Annotated in this window: 17 protein-coding genes; 15 read left to right on the top strand and 2 right to left on the bottom strand. The window is 45.0% G+C overall.

Annotated features, from left to right (window positions below; translation table 11 throughout):
* The 9 genes from DW800_RS01765 (at position 1) to DW800_RS01730 (ending at position 15,362) form a co-directional block, all read left to right on the top strand.
* A complete protein-coding gene (locus DW800_RS01765; protein ID WP_117703757.1) occupies positions 1–1,923 on the top strand; it encodes a RagB/SusD family nutrient uptake outer membrane protein in 1,923 nt (640 codons plus the stop codon).
* 20 nt (positions 1,924–1,943) lie between these two features.
* Positions 1,944–2,828 carry a hypothetical protein gene (locus DW800_RS01760; RefSeq protein ID WP_034522918.1) on the top strand — a complete coding sequence of 295 codons (885 nt, stop codon included), beginning with the start codon at positions 1,944–1,946 and terminating at the stop codon, positions 2,826–2,828.
* Between the two features lie 116 nt (positions 2,829–2,944).
* Positions 2,945–4,888, top strand: coding sequence for a glycoside hydrolase family 172 protein (locus DW800_RS01755; RefSeq protein ID WP_119957729.1), 1,944 nt, complete (start codon positions 2,945–2,947; stop codon positions 4,886–4,888).
* A gap of 22 nt (positions 4,889–4,910) precedes the next feature.
* Positions 4,911–6,056 (top strand): DUF4185 domain-containing protein, encoded by a 1,146-nt coding sequence (locus DW800_RS01750; protein WP_022400933.1) that lies wholly within the window; start codon positions 4,911–4,913, stop codon positions 6,054–6,056.
* Positions 6,057–6,079: 23 nt separating this feature from the next.
* A complete protein-coding gene (locus tag DW800_RS01745; RefSeq protein ID WP_117703756.1) occupies positions 6,080–7,252 on the top strand; it encodes a glycoside hydrolase family 76 protein in 1,173 nt (390 codons plus the stop codon).
* Between the two features lie 40 nt (positions 7,253–7,292).
* Complete coding sequence (locus tag DW800_RS19845; protein ID WP_005824785.1) at positions 7,293–7,436, top strand: hypothetical protein; 144 nt, start codon at positions 7,293–7,295, stop codon at positions 7,434–7,436.
* A gap of 6 nt (positions 7,437–7,442) precedes the next feature.
* Positions 7,443–10,904, top strand: a complete 3,462-nt coding sequence (locus tag DW800_RS01740) for a glycoside hydrolase family 38 C-terminal domain-containing protein (protein ID WP_243634888.1) — start codon at positions 7,443–7,445, stop codon at positions 10,902–10,904.
* A gap of 11 nt (positions 10,905–10,915) precedes the next feature.
* Complete coding sequence (locus tag DW800_RS01735; RefSeq protein WP_119957728.1) at positions 10,916–13,000, top strand: DUF2961 domain-containing protein; 2,085 nt, start codon at positions 10,916–10,918, stop codon at positions 12,998–13,000.
* Between the two features lie 136 nt (positions 13,001–13,136).
* Positions 13,137–15,362 carry a sensor histidine kinase gene (locus tag DW800_RS01730; protein WP_057259000.1) on the top strand — a complete coding sequence of 742 codons (2,226 nt, stop codon included), beginning with the start codon at positions 13,137–13,139 and terminating at the stop codon, positions 15,360–15,362.
* Between the two features lie 2 nt (positions 15,363–15,364).
* Here the strand turns inward: DW800_RS01730 and DW800_RS01725 are convergent, their stop codons facing one another.
* Positions 15,365–15,838, bottom strand: coding sequence for a metalloprotease family protein (locus tag DW800_RS01725; RefSeq protein WP_229076117.1), 474 nt, complete (start codon positions 15,836–15,838; stop codon positions 15,365–15,367).
* Between the two features lie 171 nt (positions 15,839–16,009).
* Between DW800_RS01725 and DW800_RS01720 the strand changes: the two genes are divergently transcribed.
* The 3 genes from DW800_RS01720 (at position 16,010) to DW800_RS01710 (ending at position 18,401) form a co-directional block, all read left to right on the top strand.
* Entirely contained in the window at positions 16,010–16,708 is a 699-nt protein-coding gene (locus tag DW800_RS01720; RefSeq protein ID WP_044467324.1) for a response regulator transcription factor, read from the top strand.
* Between the two features lie 110 nt (positions 16,709–16,818).
* Positions 16,819–17,685: a hypothetical protein gene (locus tag DW800_RS01715; RefSeq protein ID WP_008662202.1), complete on the top strand. Its 867-nt coding sequence runs from the start codon at positions 16,819–16,821 to the stop codon at positions 17,683–17,685.
* Positions 17,686–17,975: 290 nt separating this feature from the next.
* On the top strand, positions 17,976–18,401 hold the full coding sequence (locus DW800_RS01710; RefSeq protein WP_119957727.1) for a DUF3836 domain-containing protein: 426 nt from the start codon (positions 17,976–17,978) through the stop codon (positions 18,399–18,401).
* A gap of 85 nt (positions 18,402–18,486) precedes the next feature.
* On the opposite strand, the gene DW800_RS01705 is transcribed toward DW800_RS01710, so the two are convergent.
* Positions 18,487–19,752 carry a S41 family peptidase gene (locus DW800_RS01705; protein ID WP_119957726.1) on the bottom strand — a complete coding sequence of 422 codons (1,266 nt, stop codon included), beginning with the start codon at positions 19,750–19,752 and terminating at the stop codon, positions 18,487–18,489.
* Between the two features lie 199 nt (positions 19,753–19,951).
* Between DW800_RS01705 and DW800_RS01700 the strand changes: the two genes are divergently transcribed.
* The 3 genes from DW800_RS01700 (at position 19,952) to DW800_RS01695 (ending at position 21,426) form a co-directional block, all read left to right on the top strand.
* Positions 19,952–20,308, top strand: coding sequence for a cupin domain-containing protein (locus tag DW800_RS01700; protein ID WP_005824807.1), 357 nt, complete (start codon positions 19,952–19,954; stop codon positions 20,306–20,308).
* A gap of 271 nt (positions 20,309–20,579) precedes the next feature.
* The gene (locus DW800_RS19545) at positions 20,580–20,720 is read left to right on the top strand and encodes a hypothetical protein (protein ID WP_005824809.1); all 141 of its coding nucleotides are present in this window, start codon (positions 20,580–20,582) and stop codon (positions 20,718–20,720) included.
* A 184-nt stretch (positions 20,721–20,904) separates the two neighbouring features.
* A complete protein-coding gene (locus tag DW800_RS01695) occupies positions 20,905–21,426 on the top strand; it encodes a DUF3836 domain-containing protein (RefSeq protein WP_005824811.1) in 522 nt (173 codons plus the stop codon).
* Positions 21,427–21,804 lie beyond the last annotated feature (378 nt).

The following is a 21,804-nucleotide window of genomic DNA, read 5'->3' as shown; positions in this document are numbered from 1 at the left end:
ATGAAAAAATATAAATCTATAGCAAAAGCTGTCTTATTGTCGTGCACCCTGGCATTGACAACGAGTTGCAACGATTTCTTGGACAAGGCTCCCGACGACCAGCTTACCATGGAGATGATTTTCACGGACAAGATAAGGACTGAGGACTGGTTGGCAGGTGTTTATTCATCCATTCCCAGCCCCATGTGGGGGTATTTCAAGGCACAAGGTTATAACATTATGGGCGATGATATCACTATTCCCCAAGATTGGTCGCCGTATGGATGGAGCAATGTGTATGCCTACACCACCGGAAACTGGAGTCCTATCTCAACATGGGACCCCTATTATTGGGTAGAATTACACAAGCGCATACGTTCCGGCCTTATCTTCTTGCAAGAGGCAAAAGTACTTCCGGAAAAAGACCTGAAGGAATCTTATGTCAACCAGATGAAGTACGAAGTCCGTTTCCTGATAGCCTACTATTACTCTTTGATGATTGAGTTGTATGGTGCCATACCGTTTACTCCCGGTGTGCTTGTTTCCGTCGATGCGCCCGAATCGGAGATGATGACTCCCCAAAGACCCTATGCCGAAGTGGTAGATTGGATTGACAAAGAGCTGCTGGAAGTGTCAGAGCATTTGCCCGCTGTCTATCCCAATAATACCGATTGGGGCAGGGCTACCTCTATCATGGCTTTGGCAATACGTGCCAAAACACTGTTATTTGCCGCAAGTCCATTGTTCAACGGCAATCCGGATCTCAAGGACTGGAAGAATTCGGAAGGAGAATTCCTCTTTGATGCCGAAGCCAAGCCGGAAAGATGGGAAAAGGCTGCCAAAGCTCATCTCGACTTGATAAAGGCAGCCGAAGCGGCCGGACATAAGCTGTACTATGAGTATAATGTGGATGGAAGTATCGACCCCTTCATGTCTTACTACAACATGTCGTTGAAACGCTTCTCAGAAGGCAACAAGGAGATTCTTTTCGGACGCCCCGAAAATGTGGACCTGAACAACTGGCAGGCTCATCATCTGCCGAAAGGTATCGGTGGAAATGCCGCTATGGGTGTTACTCAGGAACTGGTGGACGCTTTTTATATGAAGAACGGTGAAATGCCTATATTGGGATATAACGAGGATGGTTCGCCCATTATCAACCCGGAATCGGGGTATGTGGAAAACGGATTCTCTACCAATACAGAGTATAGAACCACGAAGTGGCCGGGCGGTGGACCTTCGAACCTTGCCAATAAAGAAACCGGTGTAAGCCCGGTAACAGAAGAAGGTACCTACAACATGTATTGCAACCGGGAGCCTCGCTTCTATGTTTCCGTCATCTATAATGGCGCATGGCTGGGAGTTGATAACCGTCGTGTGAACTTCCTTCAAGGAGGCCGTGATACGGATATGACTTTCGACTCTCCGCAGAACGGTTATAATGTCCGTAAGCGAATCTCTTTGGATGTACTTCCCAGAGATGGAAAGTATGTATATCAGCCGGGTATCTTATACAGAATGGCTGAAGCGTATTTGGGCTATGCGGAAGCATTGAACGAGTCTTCGCCAGCTCCCACTCCCGATGTATATAAGTATGTGAACTTGATTCGTGAACGTGCCGGAATTCCCGCTTTGAAGGAAGGGCTGAGTAAGGAAGAAATGCGTGCCGCCATTCAGCAAGAACGTCGGGTAGAGTTCAATTGTGAAGGTATCCGTTTCCATGACCTCCGTCGTTGGAAGATTGCCGACAAATACCTGGGCGGCAAGCTTTATGGTATGAATCATGACGGTTCTGAGAAGAGCGATGATGTGAACAATCCGAAGGCTTTTTATAAGAGAACTTACTACAAGAGCCGTACCTTCAACAAAAGAATGTATTTATGGCCCGTTCCGCAGGCTCAGATGGACATCAACCCCAATTTGAGACAAGCTCCCGGATATTAATAAATAATTAGAGAACAAGTATGAAATCAATAAAATTCATTTTTTGTACGATGGCGTTAGCGTTTACCACATTGATGTCTTGCTCGGATGATAATGAGGTGGACTTGTCCAATCGTAAGTTTGTCCGTATCGATCAATCGGCAGTTTATGTGGAGATTGACGAGAATGTCACTGTCACCGCTTCCGTTGACACTTTGGCGGGTGATTCCTATCTGTTGAAATGGAGCGTGCTCGATTCCGATGTAGCGACCATTGAAGGTGTAGAAAACAACGCAGCCGTCATTACGCCTATTGCCGTTGGAAAAACGGTTATCAAGGTAGAGACAGCCGATGGCAAGTTGTGCTACTTTAGTGACTTGACTGTTACCAAGACTCCTAAGACGTGTTACATTGACTTTGGTGTCATTGATTCTCCGGCTCCGTTTAACAACTATAGGAATCCCAGAGACCCCGGATTGGTAAATATGCTCGACCATAGAGGTCGTCCTACTACTTTCGGCATCGAGGTGGACAAACCGTTTTCCGGAGAATTGGCTCGCGGTTTGAATAATAATTTGGGTCTTCCAAAAACAGCTTCTGAGGATATGTTTTTCAGCGACGGTATTGCTATTCCGCTCAGTGGATTTAAGGTGACAGGTCTCTCTCAAGGAACAAAATATACGTTCAGTTTCTATGGTCACATCAATGACCGTGGAACTGAAACCGAGTTCCATGTAATCGGAAAGAACGATGGCGTTGCTTATTTGGTTAATGACGATAATTTCGATAGAACGGTAGAGATTAAGGGTATTGAGCCTAATGACGAAGGTGTTGTTTATATCGAGATGAAACCGGGCCCGAACAATGTACAATGGGCCAAATTCTTTGGCGTAAATACCATGGTACTTTCAGAAGAGGAGAATTGATGTGGTTTTATAGACCATAATCCTTTCTATTGAAATAATACTGTCAGTGAGGAGAGATACCGTTTAAACAGGCATTCTCTCCTTGCCTTTTTAAAAAACATATAGTAAAATAGTTTATGAAAATTAATTTGAAAGAAGTTTCTGTTTTCTTGTCTGCCATTCTATTGGCAGGCTCGTATGCCGTGGCTCAGAACCCATACAGATGGACGGATGAGCTGGAGTTATTGAAAAGAGTGGATAAATTGCCGGAGTATCGCACTGGCTCTTATGTGGAGCAGTTCTCGAGTTACGACCGTACCGGAGGCAATGATGATGGTTTTGCGGGTACTTATTCTTTCCTTCGTAAGGAAGGTGATAAGTTGGTGATTGCTGAGATGGAAGGCCCCGGAGTCATCAACCGAATCTGGACTCCTACACCGACGGACAATATGCTCTATTTCTATTTTGATGGACAGAAAGAGCCCGGTCTGAAAATAAAGTTCTCGGATTTGTTTTCCGGTAAGGTTTATCCGTTTACAAAGCCCGTTTGTGGTAATGAAATCGGTGGTTTTTATTGTTATCTGCCCATTACGTACAAAAAGTCCTGCAAAATTGTTTTCGATGGACCTAAATTGGAATTCATTCAGATACAATACCGTAACTTGCCGGAAAAGAAGGTGGAAACCTATACCGGTGAATTCTCACAGCAGGATAAGGATTTGTTGGCTGAGGTGAATAGAATATGGGCTGACTTGTCTCCTGCTGTAACGAATTATACCTTTGGAAAATCAGCTGGTGTACAGACGGAAGAAAAGGTATTTACACTGAGTCCGGGAGAAGAAGTTTCTTTCTTTGAGATGGCAGAACCGGGACGTATTGTAGGTATGTCGATTGATGGCGGAACATCTTTCGAAGGTTTATACAAAGATGTGATTCTTTCAGCTAAATGGGATAATGAGAAGGTGGAGGCTATTTATGCCCCCGTTGCTGATTTTTTTGGATATGCCTATGGAAAAGGAGCAATGCGGAGTATCTTAATGGGTAAGCAAGGTACTTCCAACTACTGCTATCTGCCAATGCCTTTTGACAAGTCAGCTTCTATGAAGATGATTTATAAAAAGAGAGAAGGTATTCAGCAATCTCCTATTTCTGTAAACGTTAAAGTGTACTATAACAGTAATAAGCGTAATGTGAAGGAAGAGGGTAAGTTCTATTCTGTATGGCGTAGAGAGAAAACTCCTCTCGGCATTTTCCATAAGTTTGCTGCACAAAAAGGAAAAGGACATTATGTAGGAACCATCCATCAGGCACAAGGCCTGCGTCCGGGAATGACCTTGTTCTTCGAAGGGGACGACAGCACTTACGTAGATAATAAAATGCGTCTGCACGGCACCGGTTCCGAAGACTATTACAACGGTGGCTGGTATGCTTTATTGGATCGTTGGGACAGAGGAAACAGCCTCCCTCTCCATGGTTGTCTGGATTATTCACTTCCGATGGCCAGAACCGGTGGATACCGTTTCTTCTTGGCCGACAAAATGTCCTATGAGAAGGAAATCTATCATGGAATGGAACATGGTGAAGTAAAAAATAATTTCCCGGTAGATTATACATCTGTTGGATTCTTCTATGCAGCCCAGCCATTGCAAGGCAGAGAAGAGCCTACTGCTGAATTACGCACTGTATATCAGCCGACAGAACATATTTATTTCCCTCAATTGATGCAGCTGAGTCTTGGTGGAGGTGTCCAGGTAACAAATGAGCGTGGAATCCGTATGACCACCCAGCATGGAGGAGTAGTGCGCATCATGCTGAACGATGTGCCCGAAGGAAAATATAAAGTGCTGATAAACTATTTTGAGAAACCGAATGGTGCCGACTTCCAGGTTTGGCAACGCCAGAAGCAACTGTCCGGATGGATCTCTACTAAGAAGGACAAAGAAGTGTCTAAAGACAGAGTACATGTAGGAGACATCAATTTGACGGAACAAACCAATTCGGTCACTTTCCATGTGAGAAATAATAACGGTGGGGACCAGTTTGAACTGGGACTGATTATCCTGGAAAGAATGAAGGAATAGATGTGGGAATGTGTACTTGTATATGGAATTGATAAGAATGAGAACTAAACAAATTTTACTGTTCGGGCTTGTTACCTGTAGTTTGACGGGCAATATGGCTTGTAAGGATGCTGATAGTGAAAAAACGCTGTGTATTGATAATGTACGCATGATATCCCGTGTCACGGGTGATCCTTTGCCGGGAGATACATTGCTGAATCCCAATAATACCGGACCTGACTTTGATGTATATGGAACGGATTTGGGGTTAATGTGGCATATGGATGGAAACCGTGTGGGCATGTTTTTCGGAGATACCAGTGGAGAAGGTTTTGTCGTGAATAAAAATGGTGGCAATGGTTCCAACTGGCGTTCCAACGTACTGGCTTTTTCATCGGATACAGAGCTTACAGACGGTCTTAAAATAGATTCAATGCTGCTTGATGCCGATGGTAAGGCGCTTGAGGTATGTGCGGGCGGTAAGACGAATCCGGAGGTATACCAGACTTCCATCCCTACGAGTGCTATTCGGGCCGGTAAAACGGATTGTGTCCATATTATGAACATCTATGATTGGGGAGCGCCTCATGGACGCTGGCTTACCAATTTTTCTTCTGTCTATACTTCCAATGATGACGGTCGGACATGGGAGCGGCGTGAAGAGGTGACTTTTTCTCCCGACAGTCATTTTTCGCAAGTGGCTTATGCCAAATGTGACGGATGGATTTATATGCTCGGCACACAGGCCGGACGTGGTGATGCTGCGTATCTGGCGCGTTTCCTTGAGAAAGATCTTCTGGATATGAAGGCCTATGAATACTGGAACGGTGAAAGTAAAGAGTGGATACGTGGAAATGAGGCTGCCGCTACTCCGGTATTGAGAGGTCCCGTAGGAGAAGCGTCGCTGATATGGCACAAGAAGTTTGAGCGTTGGATTCTGACTTATAATTATGATCCGAATCATGACGAGACTCCTTTGACCAAAAGGCATGCCATTCTTTATTGTACATCGAAGGATCTCGTCCAGTGGAGCGAGCCGAAAGTATTGGCGGAAGCGGACAGATATCCAGCTTTGTATTGCGCTTACATACATCCGTTGAAAGACAATGATGACCAGCTTTGGTTCATCATGTCCATGTGGGGGCCATACAATGCTTTCCTGATGTGTGCCGATATGAAGCTGGAATAATAATCACTTGACTTGAATTGGATATGAAGCTTAGGAATTTATTTTTATTAATAGCTCTCTCGTTACCGGTTTGCTTGTCTGCACAGACAAGCAAACAAATCTATCTGCAACGAGCCGATTCTTTGCTTCAGCAGATACTTACTCTCTATAAAGTGGAGAAGTATGGCCTGCTGACGGAAACTTATCCAAGAAACCCGGAGCAGAGAATTACATATACGGCCAATACCGGCGCTGTTGTTAACCAGCAGGAGGTCTCTTTCTTGTGGCCTTATTCAGCCTTGGTATCCGGTTGTGTCTCTTTGTATAAGGTTTCCGGGCAAAAGAAGTACAGAAAACTGATGGACCGGCAGATAAAGCCGGGACTGGACCTTTATTGGGACTCTACCCGGATTCCCCATTGTTACCAGTCGTATCCGGCTTTTGCAGGTCATAATGATCGTTATTACGATGACAATGACTGGGTGGCCATTGATTTCTGTGATTACTATGAACAGACTGGTGACAAGGAGTATCTGGAAAAAGCCATCCAGCTGCATGACTATATTTATTCCGGATGGTCCGAAGAGTTGGGGGGAGGAATCTATTGGTGCGAACAGAAGAAAGAATCAAAAAACACTTGTTCGAATGCTCCGGCTACTGTTCTCTGTATGAGGCTGTTTAAGTTGACTAAGGATGCAAAATACCTTGAGCAAGCTAAGAAGACCTATCAATGGACCCGTGACAATCTTTGTGACCCTTCTGACTTTGTATATTGGGACAACAAGAATTTGCAGGGAAAAGTGGATCCGGCCAAATATACTTATAACAGCGGGCAGATGATTCAGGCCGGTGTACTTCTCTATCAGGTAACTGGAGAGAAGCGTTACCTGAAGGAAGCGCAGCAGACAGCCGAGGGTGCCTGCCGTTTCTTTCTGAAGGTACAGCCTATCGCAACAGGAGAGATGAAATTCTTTCCGGCAACTCCTTGGTTTAATGTAATCTTGTTCAGAGGTTTGAAGGCGCTATATCTGGTTGATAGGAATGAGGCGTACATAAAGACCATGATTGCGAATGCGGATTATGCTTGGAACTATGCGCGTGATGAGAATGGCTTGTTTAGTAATGATTGGTCGGGAAACAGAAAAGAGCAGTTCAAGAGTCTACTGGAGAATGCCTGTATGATTGAGCTTTTCGCCGAGATCAGCGAACTGCAATAAATAAAACCTTTAAACACAATAAACAATAAATAAACAGAAAATGAAAAGACAGATTGCTGTATTGGTATCCGCCTTGCTAATGGGTGGCGGTACCTATGCTCAGAATGGTGCTCAGGCGCAAAGACCGAAAGCCTACATGGTGTCTGATGCACATTTGGACACACAGTGGAACTGGGATATCTAGACCACAATAAAGGATTATGTATGGAACACGATCAGTCAGAATTTGTTTCTGCTGAAGCAGTATCCGGAATACATCTTTAATTTTGAAGGTGCGGTCAAGTATGCCTGGATGAAGGAATATTATCCGGCGCAATACGAAGAGATGAAGAAATTCATAGAGAGCGGCCGTTGGCATATCAGCGGAGCCAGCTGGGATGCCACTGATACACTGGTTCCTTCCATAGAGTCTGCGATTCGTAACATCATGCTTGGTCAGAATTATTATCGGAAGGAATTTGGTGTGGAAAGCACTGACATCTTTTTGCCGGATTGTTTCGGTTTTGGCTGGACACTTCCTGCCATTACGTCCCATTGCGGACTGATTGGTTTCTCTTCTCAGAAGTTGCAGTGGCGCAACAAGCCGTTCTACGGCAACGACAAATATCCTTTCACTATCGGCCTATGGCAAGGTATAGACGGCTCTACCATCATGATGGCTCATGGATATGATTATAACCAGCGTTTTGAGGACGAAGACTTGTCGGAAAACAAGAATTTGTTGGAATTGACTACCCACTCTCCGCTTCACATGGTCTACCGCTATTACGGTACGGGAGACATAGGTGGTTCACCTACATTGGAGTCTGTACGTGCCATAGAGAAAGGCCTGCAAGGCAATGGTCCGCTGCAGATTGTCAGTGCCACGAGTGACCGGATATATAAAGACTTCCAGCCTTACGCAAGCCATCCGGAACTGCCCAAGTTCAACGGTGAACTGTTGATGGATGTTCACGGTACCGGATGTTATACTTCCCAGGCTGCCATGAAGCTGTACAACCGTCAGAATGATCTTTTGGGGGATGCAGCGGAACGCTCCTCCGTTGTAGCCGAATGGCTGAACCAAGCTTCCTATCCCGGAGCTGCATTGACTGAGAACTGGCAGCGTTTCATTTTCCATCAGTTCCATGATGACCTTACGGGAACAAGTATACCGCGGGCTTATGAATTCTCATGGAATGACGAGTTGATTTCCCTCAAGCAGTTCTCCGGTATTCTTACTTCCTCCATTGACGCTGTGGCAAGAAAGATGGATACCAGGGTGAAAGGGATACCGGTGGTGCTTTACAATGCGCTTGGATTCCAGGTTGCCGATATGGCAGAGGTGGAACTTGCCTTGCCAAAGAAACCGAAAGGGATTACCGTATATGATATGAATGGCCGGAAAGTGGCCGCCCAACTACTGTCCTATGTCGATGGTAAAGCCAGACTCTTGATGGAAGCTGTTTTGCCTGCTACCGGTTATGCGGTATATGATGTCCGCACATCCGGTCTGTCGGCTGACGCCCGGGTATCTGTGAATGCCAATACATTAGAGAATTCTGTTTACAAGATAACGTTGGATAAGAAGGGAGACATCATTTCACTGTTTGACAAGAAGAATGGCAAAGAGCTGGTGGAACCCGGTAAATCTATTCGTTTGGCGCTTTTCACGCAGAACAAGTCCTACATGTGGCCTGCTTGGGAAATCTTGAAGGAGACCATAGACCGGGAACCGGTTTCCATCACAGAGGATGTGAAGATGACACTGGTGGAGGATGGTGAGCTGCGCAAGTCACTCTGCATCGAGAAACGTTATGGAGAGTCACTCTTCAAGCAGTACATCCGTTTGTATGAGGGTAGCCGTGCCGACCGCATAGACTTTTACAATGAGGTGGACTGGCAGTTGTCCAATGCTTTGTTGAAGGCCGAATTTCCTTTGAACATGGCAAATACGGAAGCCACCTACGATTTGGGACTTGGAAGTGTGAGGCGGGGCAACAATACGGAGACTGCCTACGAAGTCTATGCACAGTATTGGGCCGATTTGACTGACCGTAGTGGAAACTATGGCGTGTCTGTCCTGAATGACAGCAAATACGGCTGGGACAAGCCGGACGACAACACCCTCCGCCTGACCCTGCTGCATACCCCCGAAACAGACAAGGATTATGCTTACCAGAACCGCCAGGACTTCGGGCATCATTGCTTTACATACAGTCTGGTGGGTCATGCCGGCGGACTTGACAAGGCTGTCACCATGGAGAAGGCGGAGATATTGAACCAGAAGCTGAAAGCTTTCCGTACCGATAAACATAGGGGTACATTGGGTAAGGAGTTCTCTTTCGTCTCTTCCAATAACCGCAATGTCATTATCAAGGCATTGAAGAAAGCCGAGAACTCGGATGAGTATGTAGTGCGTGTCTATGAGATGGGCGGTGAGAAGGTGCAGGATACGGTACTTTCTTTTGCAGGCGAGATTGCCAGTGTCTGCGAAGCGGATGGCACTGAAAAGAGTATCGGTTCGGCCGAATTTAGTGGAAACGGGCTGTCTATAAGTATAAAGCCTTATTCTATAAAGACATTCAAGGTACGTTTGAAGTCATCGGGCGAGGACGCTTATCAATTGCAGTATGCCTCTTTACCGTTGTCCTATAACTATAAATGTTCCTCATTCAACGAGTTCCGCGGTGAAGCTGATTTTGAGTCGGGTTATTCGTTTGCGGCAGAACTGTTGCCCGAATCCTTGACTGTAAACGGAATTCCTTTCCAGCTCGGCGAGAAAGATGCCGCCAACGGAATGACGTGCAATGGTGATACTATTGTTCTACCGGAAGGTAAAAAGTATAATAAACTGTATTTTCTGGCTGCCGCTACGGACGGGGACTATGCCGCCACTTTCCGGTGCGGAGGGAACAAGAGTGAGGTCATTGTACCTTCCTATACCGGATTTGTCGGACAGTGGGGACATTCGGGACATACCAAAGGTTATCTGAAGGATGCCGAAGTGGCTTATGTGGGAACTCACCGCCACTCTCCTACAGCCGATGAGGCCTATGAGTTTACCTATATGTTCAAGTTCGGTGTCGATATTCCGGCAGGTGCTGCCAGCCTTATACTTCCGAAGAGTGAAAAGGTTGTTCTTTTTGCTGCCACATTGGTGGAGGAAACTCTGAAACCCGTCCAGGTTGCCACTAGCTTGTTCCATACAGCCATCCGTGACAATGAGATGGAGTTGAACAGTGTGGAGGTGGAAAAAGAAAACCTGTTGAAGGGTGCGAAGATTATCGCCTATTCCGGCTATTTTAATGATAATGAGAAGCCCGAACGTATCGTTGACGGGGATGTCGATACCAAATGGTGTGAAGTGGGAAGTGCGTTGAATTATGTGGATTTTGATTTGGGTGAGGCGAAAACTGTGAGCGGTTGGAAACTGGTGAATGCAGGCCGTGAGGACAAAGGGTACATTACTTCCGCTTGCTTCCTGCAAGGCAGAAACAGCCAGACTGAAGAATGGAAGACACTTGACAATATAGATGGAAACCGGCAGAATGTCGTATCACGTATGATTGACACTCCGGCGCAGGTACGCTATGTACGCTTGATGATAACCCGTCCTATGCAGCATGCAGGAGGAAAGGTGTTACGCATCAATGAGATGGAGATTTACTAAAATAATCGGTTATGATGAAAAAACTAGTTTTTGTAATTCAGTTGATATTTCTCTATAGCGGTTTGGCTATGGCCGACCCGGTTATCTCTCTTAAGACATTGTTGCATGAGATGACAGACCGTTCCGTGCTGGCGCGTTGGCCCGAAAATGCCTATACGTGTAAGCAGTTCAGCAGCTACGACCGTAGTTCGCATAACATGACGGATAAGCGTGCCTGGTTTGGTAATTTCGACCAAGGACAGTTTATCCGCCAGGAAGAGAACGGAGGGAGGACGGAATATGTGATGATGGATGCCGAAGGCCCCGGTGCCATAGTTCGTTTCTGGATGACTTTCTCCGGCATAAATCGGGGACAAGGGACTCTGCGTATCTACATAGACAATGAGGAAAAACCGGTAATTGAAGGCAATGTACGTGATATATTGAGCGGACAAGTCCTTTGTGGAGAACCTCTTTCAACTTCAGTACCCGATGAGGCTCCGATGGAAGAAAGAGGGCATAATTTATATTTGCCCATACCTTATGCCAAGCGGTGCAAGGTGACTATCGAATCGCCGGACTTGAAGATTACTCCGGAGGGGAAAATTGAGAGTAAGACCATTGTATACTATGCTATCAATTACCGCACTTATACTTCTCCGGTCAAGGTGATTTCTTTCTCGGCCAAAGAGTTGAAGAAGAATGCCCGGCTGATAGCTGCTGTCAATAAGAAGCTGTTGGAAGGAACACCTGGTATTGATACTCCGCTTGCGGGAAGAGAAAGTACGCTCAATCTGGCGGCTTCTCTGGCTCCGGGTGAAAGCCGTAGTTTTACGATTGACGGCTCTCGTGCCATTCGTCGTCTTTCGATGCGGATTGATGCCGATGACCGTCGCCAAGCACTTCGCTCTACGGTCTTGTCCATTGCCTTTGATGGGGAACCAACTGTCTGGGCTCCGGTCGGTGAGTTTTTTGGGGTAGGCTATTATCCCGTTGCAACTGGTACGTGGTATACGCGGGCCGTGCAGGATGATGTGATGAGTGCATGGTGGGTGATGCCTTTCGAGCGGAACTGTACGATTACCTTGACCAATTATGGGGAACAGCCGGTGGAGATATCCAAGGCTGCTGCAGTTAGTGGAAAGTGGCAGTGGGATGAGCGCTCCATGCACTTTGGTACCACATGGCAGCAGTTTACGCATATCCATGCCCGGGGCGATGAGTTTGCCCAGGACCTTACGTTTGCCGATCTTAAAGGTAGGGGCGTGTATGTGGGAGATGCGGTTACTGTCTATAACCCCAACTTGGGTTGGTGGGGAGAAGGAGATGAAAAGGTGTATGTGGACGGTGAAACCTTTCCGTCACACTTTGGAACGGGTACAGAAGATTATTATGGCTATGCCTGGGGGCGCTATGAACCGTGGATAAACCATCCTTTTGTTGCCCAACCCATAGGAGATGGTTGTTATGCTCACATAGGTTTGGCGCAGAATACCCGTGTTCGTAGTTTGGATGCGATTCCGTTTACCCGGAGCCTGCGCTTTGACATGGAGTTATTCGATTGGTCGAATATACACCTTAATTATGCTCCGATAACCTTCTGGTATATGCTTCCCGGAGGCGAAATACAGCCGAAACCCTTTGTGAGCGATGTACGCGAACGGGTTGCCAACCAACCGTCAGATATTTTCGGTTCAGGGATGAGTCTGGTTGTGGAAGGCGAAGCCATGCAGCCTTGTCCGGGGCATACGGGCTCCGTTGAATTGCAGACCAACTTCCACCCCTTGTGGAGTGAGGGTATGCAGCTCTACTGGAAAGAGTTTAAACCGGGAGATAAGCTGTCATTAGTTTTTGACAGTGAAGTGGAAGGAACTTATTATGCGAAAATACAGTTCACTGTGGCGCCTGATTATGGTACATTTGCCCTTCGTGTAAATGATAAGGTGATTACTCCGGAAGTCAGTCTGACCAATGGAGAAGTGTCTCTGCTTTTGGTGAATCTTGGGCGGGTCAATTTGAAAAAAGGAAAGAATGAGTTGCAGATTGAGTCGATTGCACTGGCTCCGGGACATGATACCGGTTTTTTTGGGATTGATAAGTTGACTCTTCGCAAATAATTCTGTAGACGTCTCTATCGCAGGGATTGTACTTGTATGGATAGCTTTGGATAAATAAAAGTCCAAGGCTATCTTTTTTGTATCAGTTCTTTTTCTATGATAAAATGCTATCTTTGTCCTCAAAATAATAGGTAAGATGAAACTTCGTTCACTCTATATCCTTTCTATTGTAGGGCTGCTACTGGTAATTGTGGTGCAGATTGGTGGTATGATGTATGCTTACGACAATACCAAGAAAGAGGCGGAACGCGCACTGAACGAATGTTTCCGTCTGGCTTTTATCGAAACGGTGGACAACGAGATTAATAATTTACCGTTTCCTGACATGACTATCCCTTTTTACTCGTATCTATCCAAAGACAGTATCAGGTCTTTCGAAGATGAGATGTTTTTAAACTATCAGCAGGCAGCTTCCTTTCTCGAAGATGTATATCATGTCGCCATTCCATTAGATGTGATGGCGAGGTTGGTAGAGAAGAAACTGAAATGGAAAAATATAGACCGGACTGTAAATATCCGTCCTGCGACGGACAGAAGCAAGCGTTCGGTATATGTACGGTTCAAGTCTGTTCTTTCGGAAAAAGCCTGGTTGAATGAGAAGAAAGGAGAGGCCATTGAAGCTGTCATGTTTTCTCCTTTTATACCGCTTGTCAAGGATATAGTCTTTTTGTTCCTTCCTACGCTTCTCTTGGTTGTTTTTCTGGTGTACAGTTGGGCCAGGCAAATGGATTCCATACTTAAACAAGGTAATGATATTGAGAAGCAGCGGTCTGCTTTTTATGTGCTGGCAGAGAAGATGAGGTTGCCGATAGGTGAGGTACGTAGTCAGATATCGGAGAGCCGGTGGGCAGATATAGAAGCCTCGGGGCAACATTTGCTGGACATGACAGAACATACGCTTACGGGAGCTAAGCAAAGCGAACGGCAGCGGCAGGTGCGCAAGCAATATTCTTTTAAAGTCTTTTCGATTGTCGGGTTGATTGCCGGCTGTCTGCTGATGGTAGTCTGGTTTGTCTATTTGTACCGTGCTTCTTTCAAAGAAACTGCCTATCAGGTAAATGATTGTTTTGAAGCGGCTTTTTATGACGAGGTCTTGAAACGCCGCCTTTCTTTGCTCTACGAACAGACTGATAGGGATGGAAAGGATGAATGGGAAGAGAGTGTTGAATCGCCTTTTGCAAAGGAGCAAAGGGAATTTCTGGAGAAAGAGCAGTCGAAGTATAAGGTGAACCGCTTTGGAGTGGTACATATGTACAATCCGGTCGATTTGAATTATCGACTACGCTCTGCTTTGATTATGCAGCGCAGCATCAATGAAAGCGGAATGGAATTTCCTCTCTCCGTGCAGTACCTCGATTCTGCTTTTGCTTCCAGGTTGGAAGCCTTGGGAATGACCTATAAGAGTGGTATCCGCCAGTACTACGCTCCCTCCGATAGTACAGTGGTGGAAGCAGGATATGCCTCGGCAAAATATCAGGATATTTCTTCCCGGTTTATACCGTTGAAGGAGGACAGCATCCTTTGTATACAAGGTGTGGTGAAGAATCCGTATCGCTACGTCATAAGTTCCGTATGGTATCTGTTTCTGCCTCTTTGGGTGATGTTTTTGGTGGTGTTGGACTGTATTCTCGGCCAGGTGAAAGTTTTGCGTACACAGCGGCATTTGGAGCAATTCCAGAAGGATTTTACTTATGCTATGATACACGACATGAAGTCTCCTCTGAGTTCCATCCTGATGGGAGCTCATATTCTGAATAGCGGCAAATTGTCCGGTAAGCCCGGAAAAGAAGAGAAATACCGGCAGGCGATGATGGAAGAGTGTGAGCATCTGCTTACCCTTTCCAATCGTGTACTGGTACTTACCAAGCTGGATGAGGGACATTTGGAACTCCATCAGGAAGAGGTGCCTTTGCGGCCTTTACTTGATGATATGATTGCCAAAATTTCTCTGAAAACCAGCAAAAGGGTAGAATTTACGACCGTTTATCATCGTTGTGAAATGGTGTATGCCGATGCCTTCTGTTTGCGTGAAGTGTTGGGCAATCTGCTGGACAATGCCATTAAATATTCCCATGAAGAGGTAAAGATAGATATTATTTGCGAATCGGAGAAAGGCTTCTGCAAGATAAAGGTGTGTGACAACGGATTGGGTATTCCCTTAAAAGACCAGTCTCTTATCTTCAACCGTTTTGAACGTTCTGCAGCAGTCGGGCGAAGTGGAAGGGGCGGTGCTGCAGGTTTTGGTCTGGGCCTGAATTATGTACAGCAGGTGATGCTGGCACATGGCGGCAGGGTAGAAGTGGAAAGTGAAGAGGGGTGCTTCAGTGAATTTACACTCTACTTTCCTATTGAGACTGTATAAATTTACCACACGTGGAAATTCAATCCTTCTGATTTGTCAGTAATATAGGAGCCTCCACCGAATGAGCGTAATTGCCAGAGGATGTAAAGGTCATCGAAACTCATGACAGCCAGTAATATTCCAAATCGTGTGACATCATAATTGCCACTTGTCATACCATATATAAGGGGCAATATACCCAGTAGCAGGAAGGGCAGCAGGCATGTGGTGCGATATTGCCACATGCGTATCGGCGAAAACAATCTGAACAACAGTTTATGTAGGAATAGATTTACCAGGACAGCTGCCAATATACACATGAAGAATCTGACCAGCGATAGATGGCTGGTTGTTTCTCCATGTATCGACTGAAACAGAATCAGCATTGGTACTGCAAATACTATGGCAGCTATGATGCCGTATTTATTAATCCTCTTGCCCGAAACTACTATCTCTGTCCCTTTTCGGCTTTTTGTTATTGAAATATCTGCTTTCATAGTGTGGATTTTTTGTATTGATGTTGCAAAGGTAGAGTGGGGCACATGCTTCATAAGTTATCGCTACGTTAATATTAGGTTAAGAGGCGTTGTTTTCCTCGTTTATTTTATAGCAATATGACTGTTGCATTCATTCTTTTCCTTATTTTTGCAATATATAATAAACGCATTATGATAAAGTTATTGTTGGTAGAAGACGATGCAAGCTTGAGATATATAGTTCAGGGCGGGTTGGAAGATATGATAGGCGGTTATGAAGTGATTGTTGCCGCCAATGGCGAGGAGGGCTTGAAACAGTGGAAAGAACAACATCCTGATGTGATAGTATCTGATATAGAAATGCCCGTTATGAACGGTTACGAGATGGTGAAGCGTATCCGCGAGACAGATGGGGAAACTCCGATTCTGTTCTCCTCTGCCCTGATATCTCCTAAAGATGTGGTAAAAGGTTATGAAATCGGTGCCAATAACTATATAAAGAAACCGTTCATTCCCGAAGAACTGGATGCACATGTCCACGCCTTATTGAAGCTTTCCAAAGGCGAAAAATCGAAAGACACGAGTCAATGCTACAAGATAGGCAAGGAATATGTGTTGGATGCCACACATGCCACTTTGAAACATGCTTCGGGTGTAAACAAGACTTTGACTGTGCGCGAGACAGGTTTGTTGCAGATGCTTTGTGAGAAGCGGGGAGACGTTATCCGCCGGGAAGCTATCTTGGATAAATTCTGGAATACGGAAGATGATTACTTTGCTTCCCGCAGCCTGGATGTATTTGTGACGAGACTTCGGAAATTTCTTTCGGAAGACGAGTCGGTAACCATTAAAACAGTGAAAGGAGTAGGATTGATACTGATAGAAAATTAATAATGTATCCTTCTATATTGCAATAATTTAGCAGTACATGTACTGTTCTTCTGGTTTATTTTCGTTATTTTTGTATAGCAGTATTATATGAATATAAAGAAGGAGGGTATATGCGTATAAAACGGAAAGTCAGTATCTCTTGTCTTGGTGGCCGTTTGGGAATCTGCCTGCTGTTGGCTTTTGTGCCGCAATTGCTTTTTGCGCAGGAAGACAGTGTACGTTTCATTCGTGACAGTATACAGATACAGCCGGAATTCAATGAATCTCTATTCTCTCCTTTTGAGCTTCCTTCTGAAAACTCTGCCCCTTCTTCCATGTTTCATCCGGAGCACTCCTATTCCCTGCCCGATTTTTCACTGAAAGAGTCTCTTCGTCTGCCTTATCAGACCAATCCTTCCCTGCTATTTCGGGGAGATTACAGTACAAGCGGTGTATTAAGACAGTTTCCTCACGGTATGTTATTCGGTTCCGGTGGGCAGACCAGCGTACCGGGTATCGGACGTTTCAACAATGCTTCCCTGGGATATCAGCATGCCTTTAACCAAAGGCTGACGCTCCAGCTTGGCGTAGATGCCATGAAGATAAATATGATTCATTCCACCGGGCAGGCTTTCAGTACTTCGGGAGCTTTGCGGTATCAGGCTTCGGACCGTGTAGCTTTTAAGGTTTTCGGTTCGTATGCCATAGGAAATACTTACGGGATGGATACCCACCGCTACGGTGCCACCATGTCTCTGGATATGTCCGAACGTTTTGGTATGGAAGTTGGAGTACAACGTTATTACGATGCTTATCGCGGTCGTTGGGAGACGGTTCCCGTTGTGATTCCCTATTATAATTTCGACAAGTTTAAATTAAGTCTGGATGTAGGTGGAATCTTGTATGAGATTCTGCGTAACACCGTCTTTGATAATAGAGGGGGCAGTGGCGGAGCGACTATTGCCCCACCACGTTTTCAGATGCCGCCATTGAGATAAGATAAGTATAAATCAGCTTTTTGTAGGGACAATCATCAAACAGTTTACTACTGTTACATAATATTATTGCTAATGTAGAAATACTTTCATGATATTTCGTTTATTTTTTGTTTTGCTGTTCGTTTTTGTGCGGACAGTTGTCCGAAAATGGACATTACTATAAAATAGTTATTCTTTGATAATCAGTGATTTAATTCTTTGGCACGCAGATTGACTATATATAGGCGAAGGCGGTTATGAAACAACAACCTCCTCAGAGAAAGAAGTAATAACAATAAAAAATAACGATTATGAAAGCAACAATATTTTCAAAAGCAGTGGTAATGATGGCAGTGGTAATGGCAAGTGTAATGAACTTTTCTGCAAGCGCGACAACTCCTGCCGATTATGTGAAAAACGAGGAGATGACCGGAGAACTGATGACCGCCAAGACTATCTTCCGCAATGAGGACGGACACCTTTTCCGTCACCTCCGCTACACTTACACTTATGACAGTGAGAACCGTGTGACGAGCAAGGAAGCTTTCAAGTGGGATAGCGTAAAGGAAGCCTGGGTGCCTTATTTCAAGCTGGATGTTGAATACACTGACAGTGAAGTTGAGTTGAGCTATGCCCGTTGGAACAGTAGAACTAATGGTTACGACAGCTATACGCAAACTACCGTTTACGAACTGAATGACAGCAATGCGGCTTTGATGTTGGCAAGTACCAAATAAAGGATAATATATCAAATACAAAAGAGCCAAGTATCGTGAGGTGACACACCTTTGATACTTGGCTCTTTTTCGTTGAGGAAATGTATTATTGTTTCTCTGTTATCAGTCCGACAGCATAATTCAGCACTGTATCTTCATCCTTCATGAAATCTGCTACGGTTTGGGATACTTGATGATGGGGCGGTATGCCTATACCTTCCATGGGGAAACCTTTAGAAGAGACGTCCGGCTGGCGGGTAGGGATACGGAAATAGGTCCGCTGTTTGGTACAGAAAGGACGGGGGCCATTGCCGGTATCCCCTCCGGTAGCTTCGCCGATGAGGGTGACATTTCCGCTTTCCTTCATGTCGAGTGTGAAGCTCTCGGCAGCAGAGAGCGTATATGTGTCGGTCAGCAGATAGATTTTACCCTTATAGGCGTCGGCTTCGGGCTGCATGAAGTAGTTCTTGCTGACGCAGTGTGGTTGTGTTTCGCGGATGAAGTACTTGCAGATGTTTACTCCATTCATGCTGTTTCCTCCTCCGTTTCTACGTACGTCTATAATGAGGTATGGTAAATCCTTGACTTTGGGATAGACCGCCTTGAAATCTTCCATGACGGGGTTCATCATGGTTTTGATGGTAAGGTAACCAATGCTGTCTTGTAATATCCTGCTCTCCATAGTTTGTTCTTCGTTATCCGGAAAATAGTCCCTTTGTTTCAAGGGAAGGGTGACGGTCAGAGTATCGCCCCCTCTCAGCAGTGTATAGTTTCTTAGGGTGTCTGCATAACTACGGAACGCATCATAGGCTGTACGGAGCCGTCTGTGGGGGACGGTAGATGCTTCGGTATATTTTTCGTTCTGTTCAATCCATTGTTTATAGGGGAGTCCGTTGATAGCTATAATTCGGTCTTTGTCCTGGAAGCCGTATTCTGTCAGATAGTCACTGGGTTTGTCAACGAACAAGGAATCCTCTATAAAGGCTACGCGCTGATTGGCTGTGTACCTCTTGTAGCAGGTAATGGCGTGGGCGCATTGTAAGGCAGAGATGTATTCCTGCACTATCAGTCCGTAGTCTGTGGTGGTCTGCGCCTGGCGAACGCGGGCGTCACAAGCTTGATACAATGAATCCATATTCAGATGCTTGGCTTGGTATAATGAATAATTCTCCATGACAATCTGGTGTATTTCTTTGAAATCTTCTTCAAACTGCGAGGGGGGTAACGGTAGTTCCGCGATGTAGAAGTTTTCTACATCAATCTGCTTGTCATTATAGAAATAGTTGGCATAAACATACAAACCACACCAAATGGTTGCCAGTACAGCCATTACGATGACTATTACTTTTGAAATTTTTTTCAGAATCTTCATGTTTTATAGAGTTTAGTCGATATTTGCTTTTTCGGTAAAAATAGTAATAATTTTCGTTAATCTTATTTTTCTAACTCCTTATTTGCCAATAATGGTAACATGGAGGTAACTAGCTGAGCTTCAAGTGCCTTCTTGTACGATGTCTGGTAGTTGGCTAACTTTGCAGCCGTAAATCAAAACATACTAAGGAGAAGTGATTATGAAGAACTATCAGAAAGTAAATGTGCCCGCAGGCGAGGCACGTGTCGAGTTGCACGATTCATTGAATCTGACTGGTGCAGAAGTATCTATCAGCAATTTGCCGGCTGGTGCAGGAGTACCTTTTGTGCATTCGCACAAGCAAAATGAAGAAATTTATGCCGTCCTCTCCGGACGCGGCACCATGGTGGTTGACGGAGAAACCGTAGAACTGCAGGCGGGTGACTGGCTTCGCGTGGCTCCGGCAGGAGAACGCCAATTGTCGGCTGCGGCAGACAGCGCCATCAGTGTGATTTGTATTCAGGTGAAAGCCGGCTCTCTGGAAGGCTTTACGATGACGGACGGTGTGGTGAAGTAAGAGGAAGTCACACAAGTAAAATTAAGGTGATAGGGGATGGTCTGTGGTGCAGGCTATTCCCTATTGTCATATGATGTGCAGTGATTTATTGACTGCGATTTGTTTTAAGTCAAAATAATCATATATTTTGTACTATACCTAAGAAAACAGACTATGTCAACTGATGCAATAAAACAGAAATTATGATTAAATTGAAGAAAGAGCATTGTTTCTGTCACATAACGAGGACCCAATCAAAGAGCTTAAAACTAAGAATTGAAAACATAATATCATGACCCAGCATAATGCCATCAAGCTTTTCGAAGCGAAGAAAGTCCGAACCGTTTGGGACGACATAGAAGAAAGATGGTACTTCTCAATAGTAGATGTGGTGACAGTCTGCTGTATGCCTATCCAGTTACGTCTCCGATAGATTGGAAAAGGAAAGATATAAGAGGAAACGTGTTTTCATTTTGTTCTTGTTTTGGGCGCAAAAGTAATAAATATCTCCGTTAACCTAACATTAACGTAACGATAACCTAAAAGCTTTTTACCACCTCCTATCTTTGCAATGTCGAAAGGGAACAACTCCCCCAAAGACAAGAACTTGAAACAAAATGTATAACTTAAAAAATAGAACCATTATGAAGACTTTAGTAATTTCAGCAATCATCGCAATGACCTCTTTAGTAAACGTAGTAAGCGCAGCAGCCGTTAACCGTACAGACAACTTTGCCTATAATACCGAAACCAACGACGGCCGTGTGGAAACACAAACCGTATTCAAAGTGGAGAATCAGAAATTCCTGCACCGCCACCTGAAGTACAATTACATTTACGACAACTCCGGTCGCATCTCCCAAAAAGAAGTGCTGAAATGGAACGAATCCACGCAAAGCTTTGAGAAGCACCACAGTCTTAACTTCTTCTATACGGACGACGTCACTGTGGAATACGCCCTCTGGAACGAGCAAAGCAATGCCTACACCGACATCAAGCAGAAAGCCGTCTATCGGCAGACCGACAGCAGTGTCTTGCGCTACCTCAGTTACGAATGGGACGAAAAGAACAATGACTGGAGCTTGACAGCAGACCATCACATGACGGATGAATCTGTGCAGCTATTGGCAGAGAAATAAGAAAACACGATTTCTATTCTATTTATTTTAAAAACCAAGACATTATGGCAATATTATTTCGCAAACACGAACGTTTAAGTAATTTGGCACAGAATTCTGTAAAAAGGTATATCCTACAATTATATATAAATACAGCAATCCGGCAAGACTGAAAGAAGTGGCAAAGGAAATCAGCACCATGTCCAGTGGGAGTGAGGGTAATTCCTATAGTGTGCTGAAAGTTATCTGAAGAAATCACTGTTGGCAGGTCGTATCGTGACTGAGTAAATTCTGAAAATATAGAGACTATGGGCCTCCTTTCTACACTGTGTGCGGGAGGGAGGCCTTCTTCTCTTCCAAAAATAACGGATTGCCTTTCTTGAACAAACAATTATAAAT

This window comes from Bacteroides sp. AM32-11AC (assembly GCF_003603515.1).
GTDB lineage: Bacteria > Bacteroidota > Bacteroidia > Bacteroidales > Bacteroidaceae > Bacteroides > Bacteroides uniformis.
This window is presented reverse-complemented; position numbering and strand designations above follow the sequence as displayed.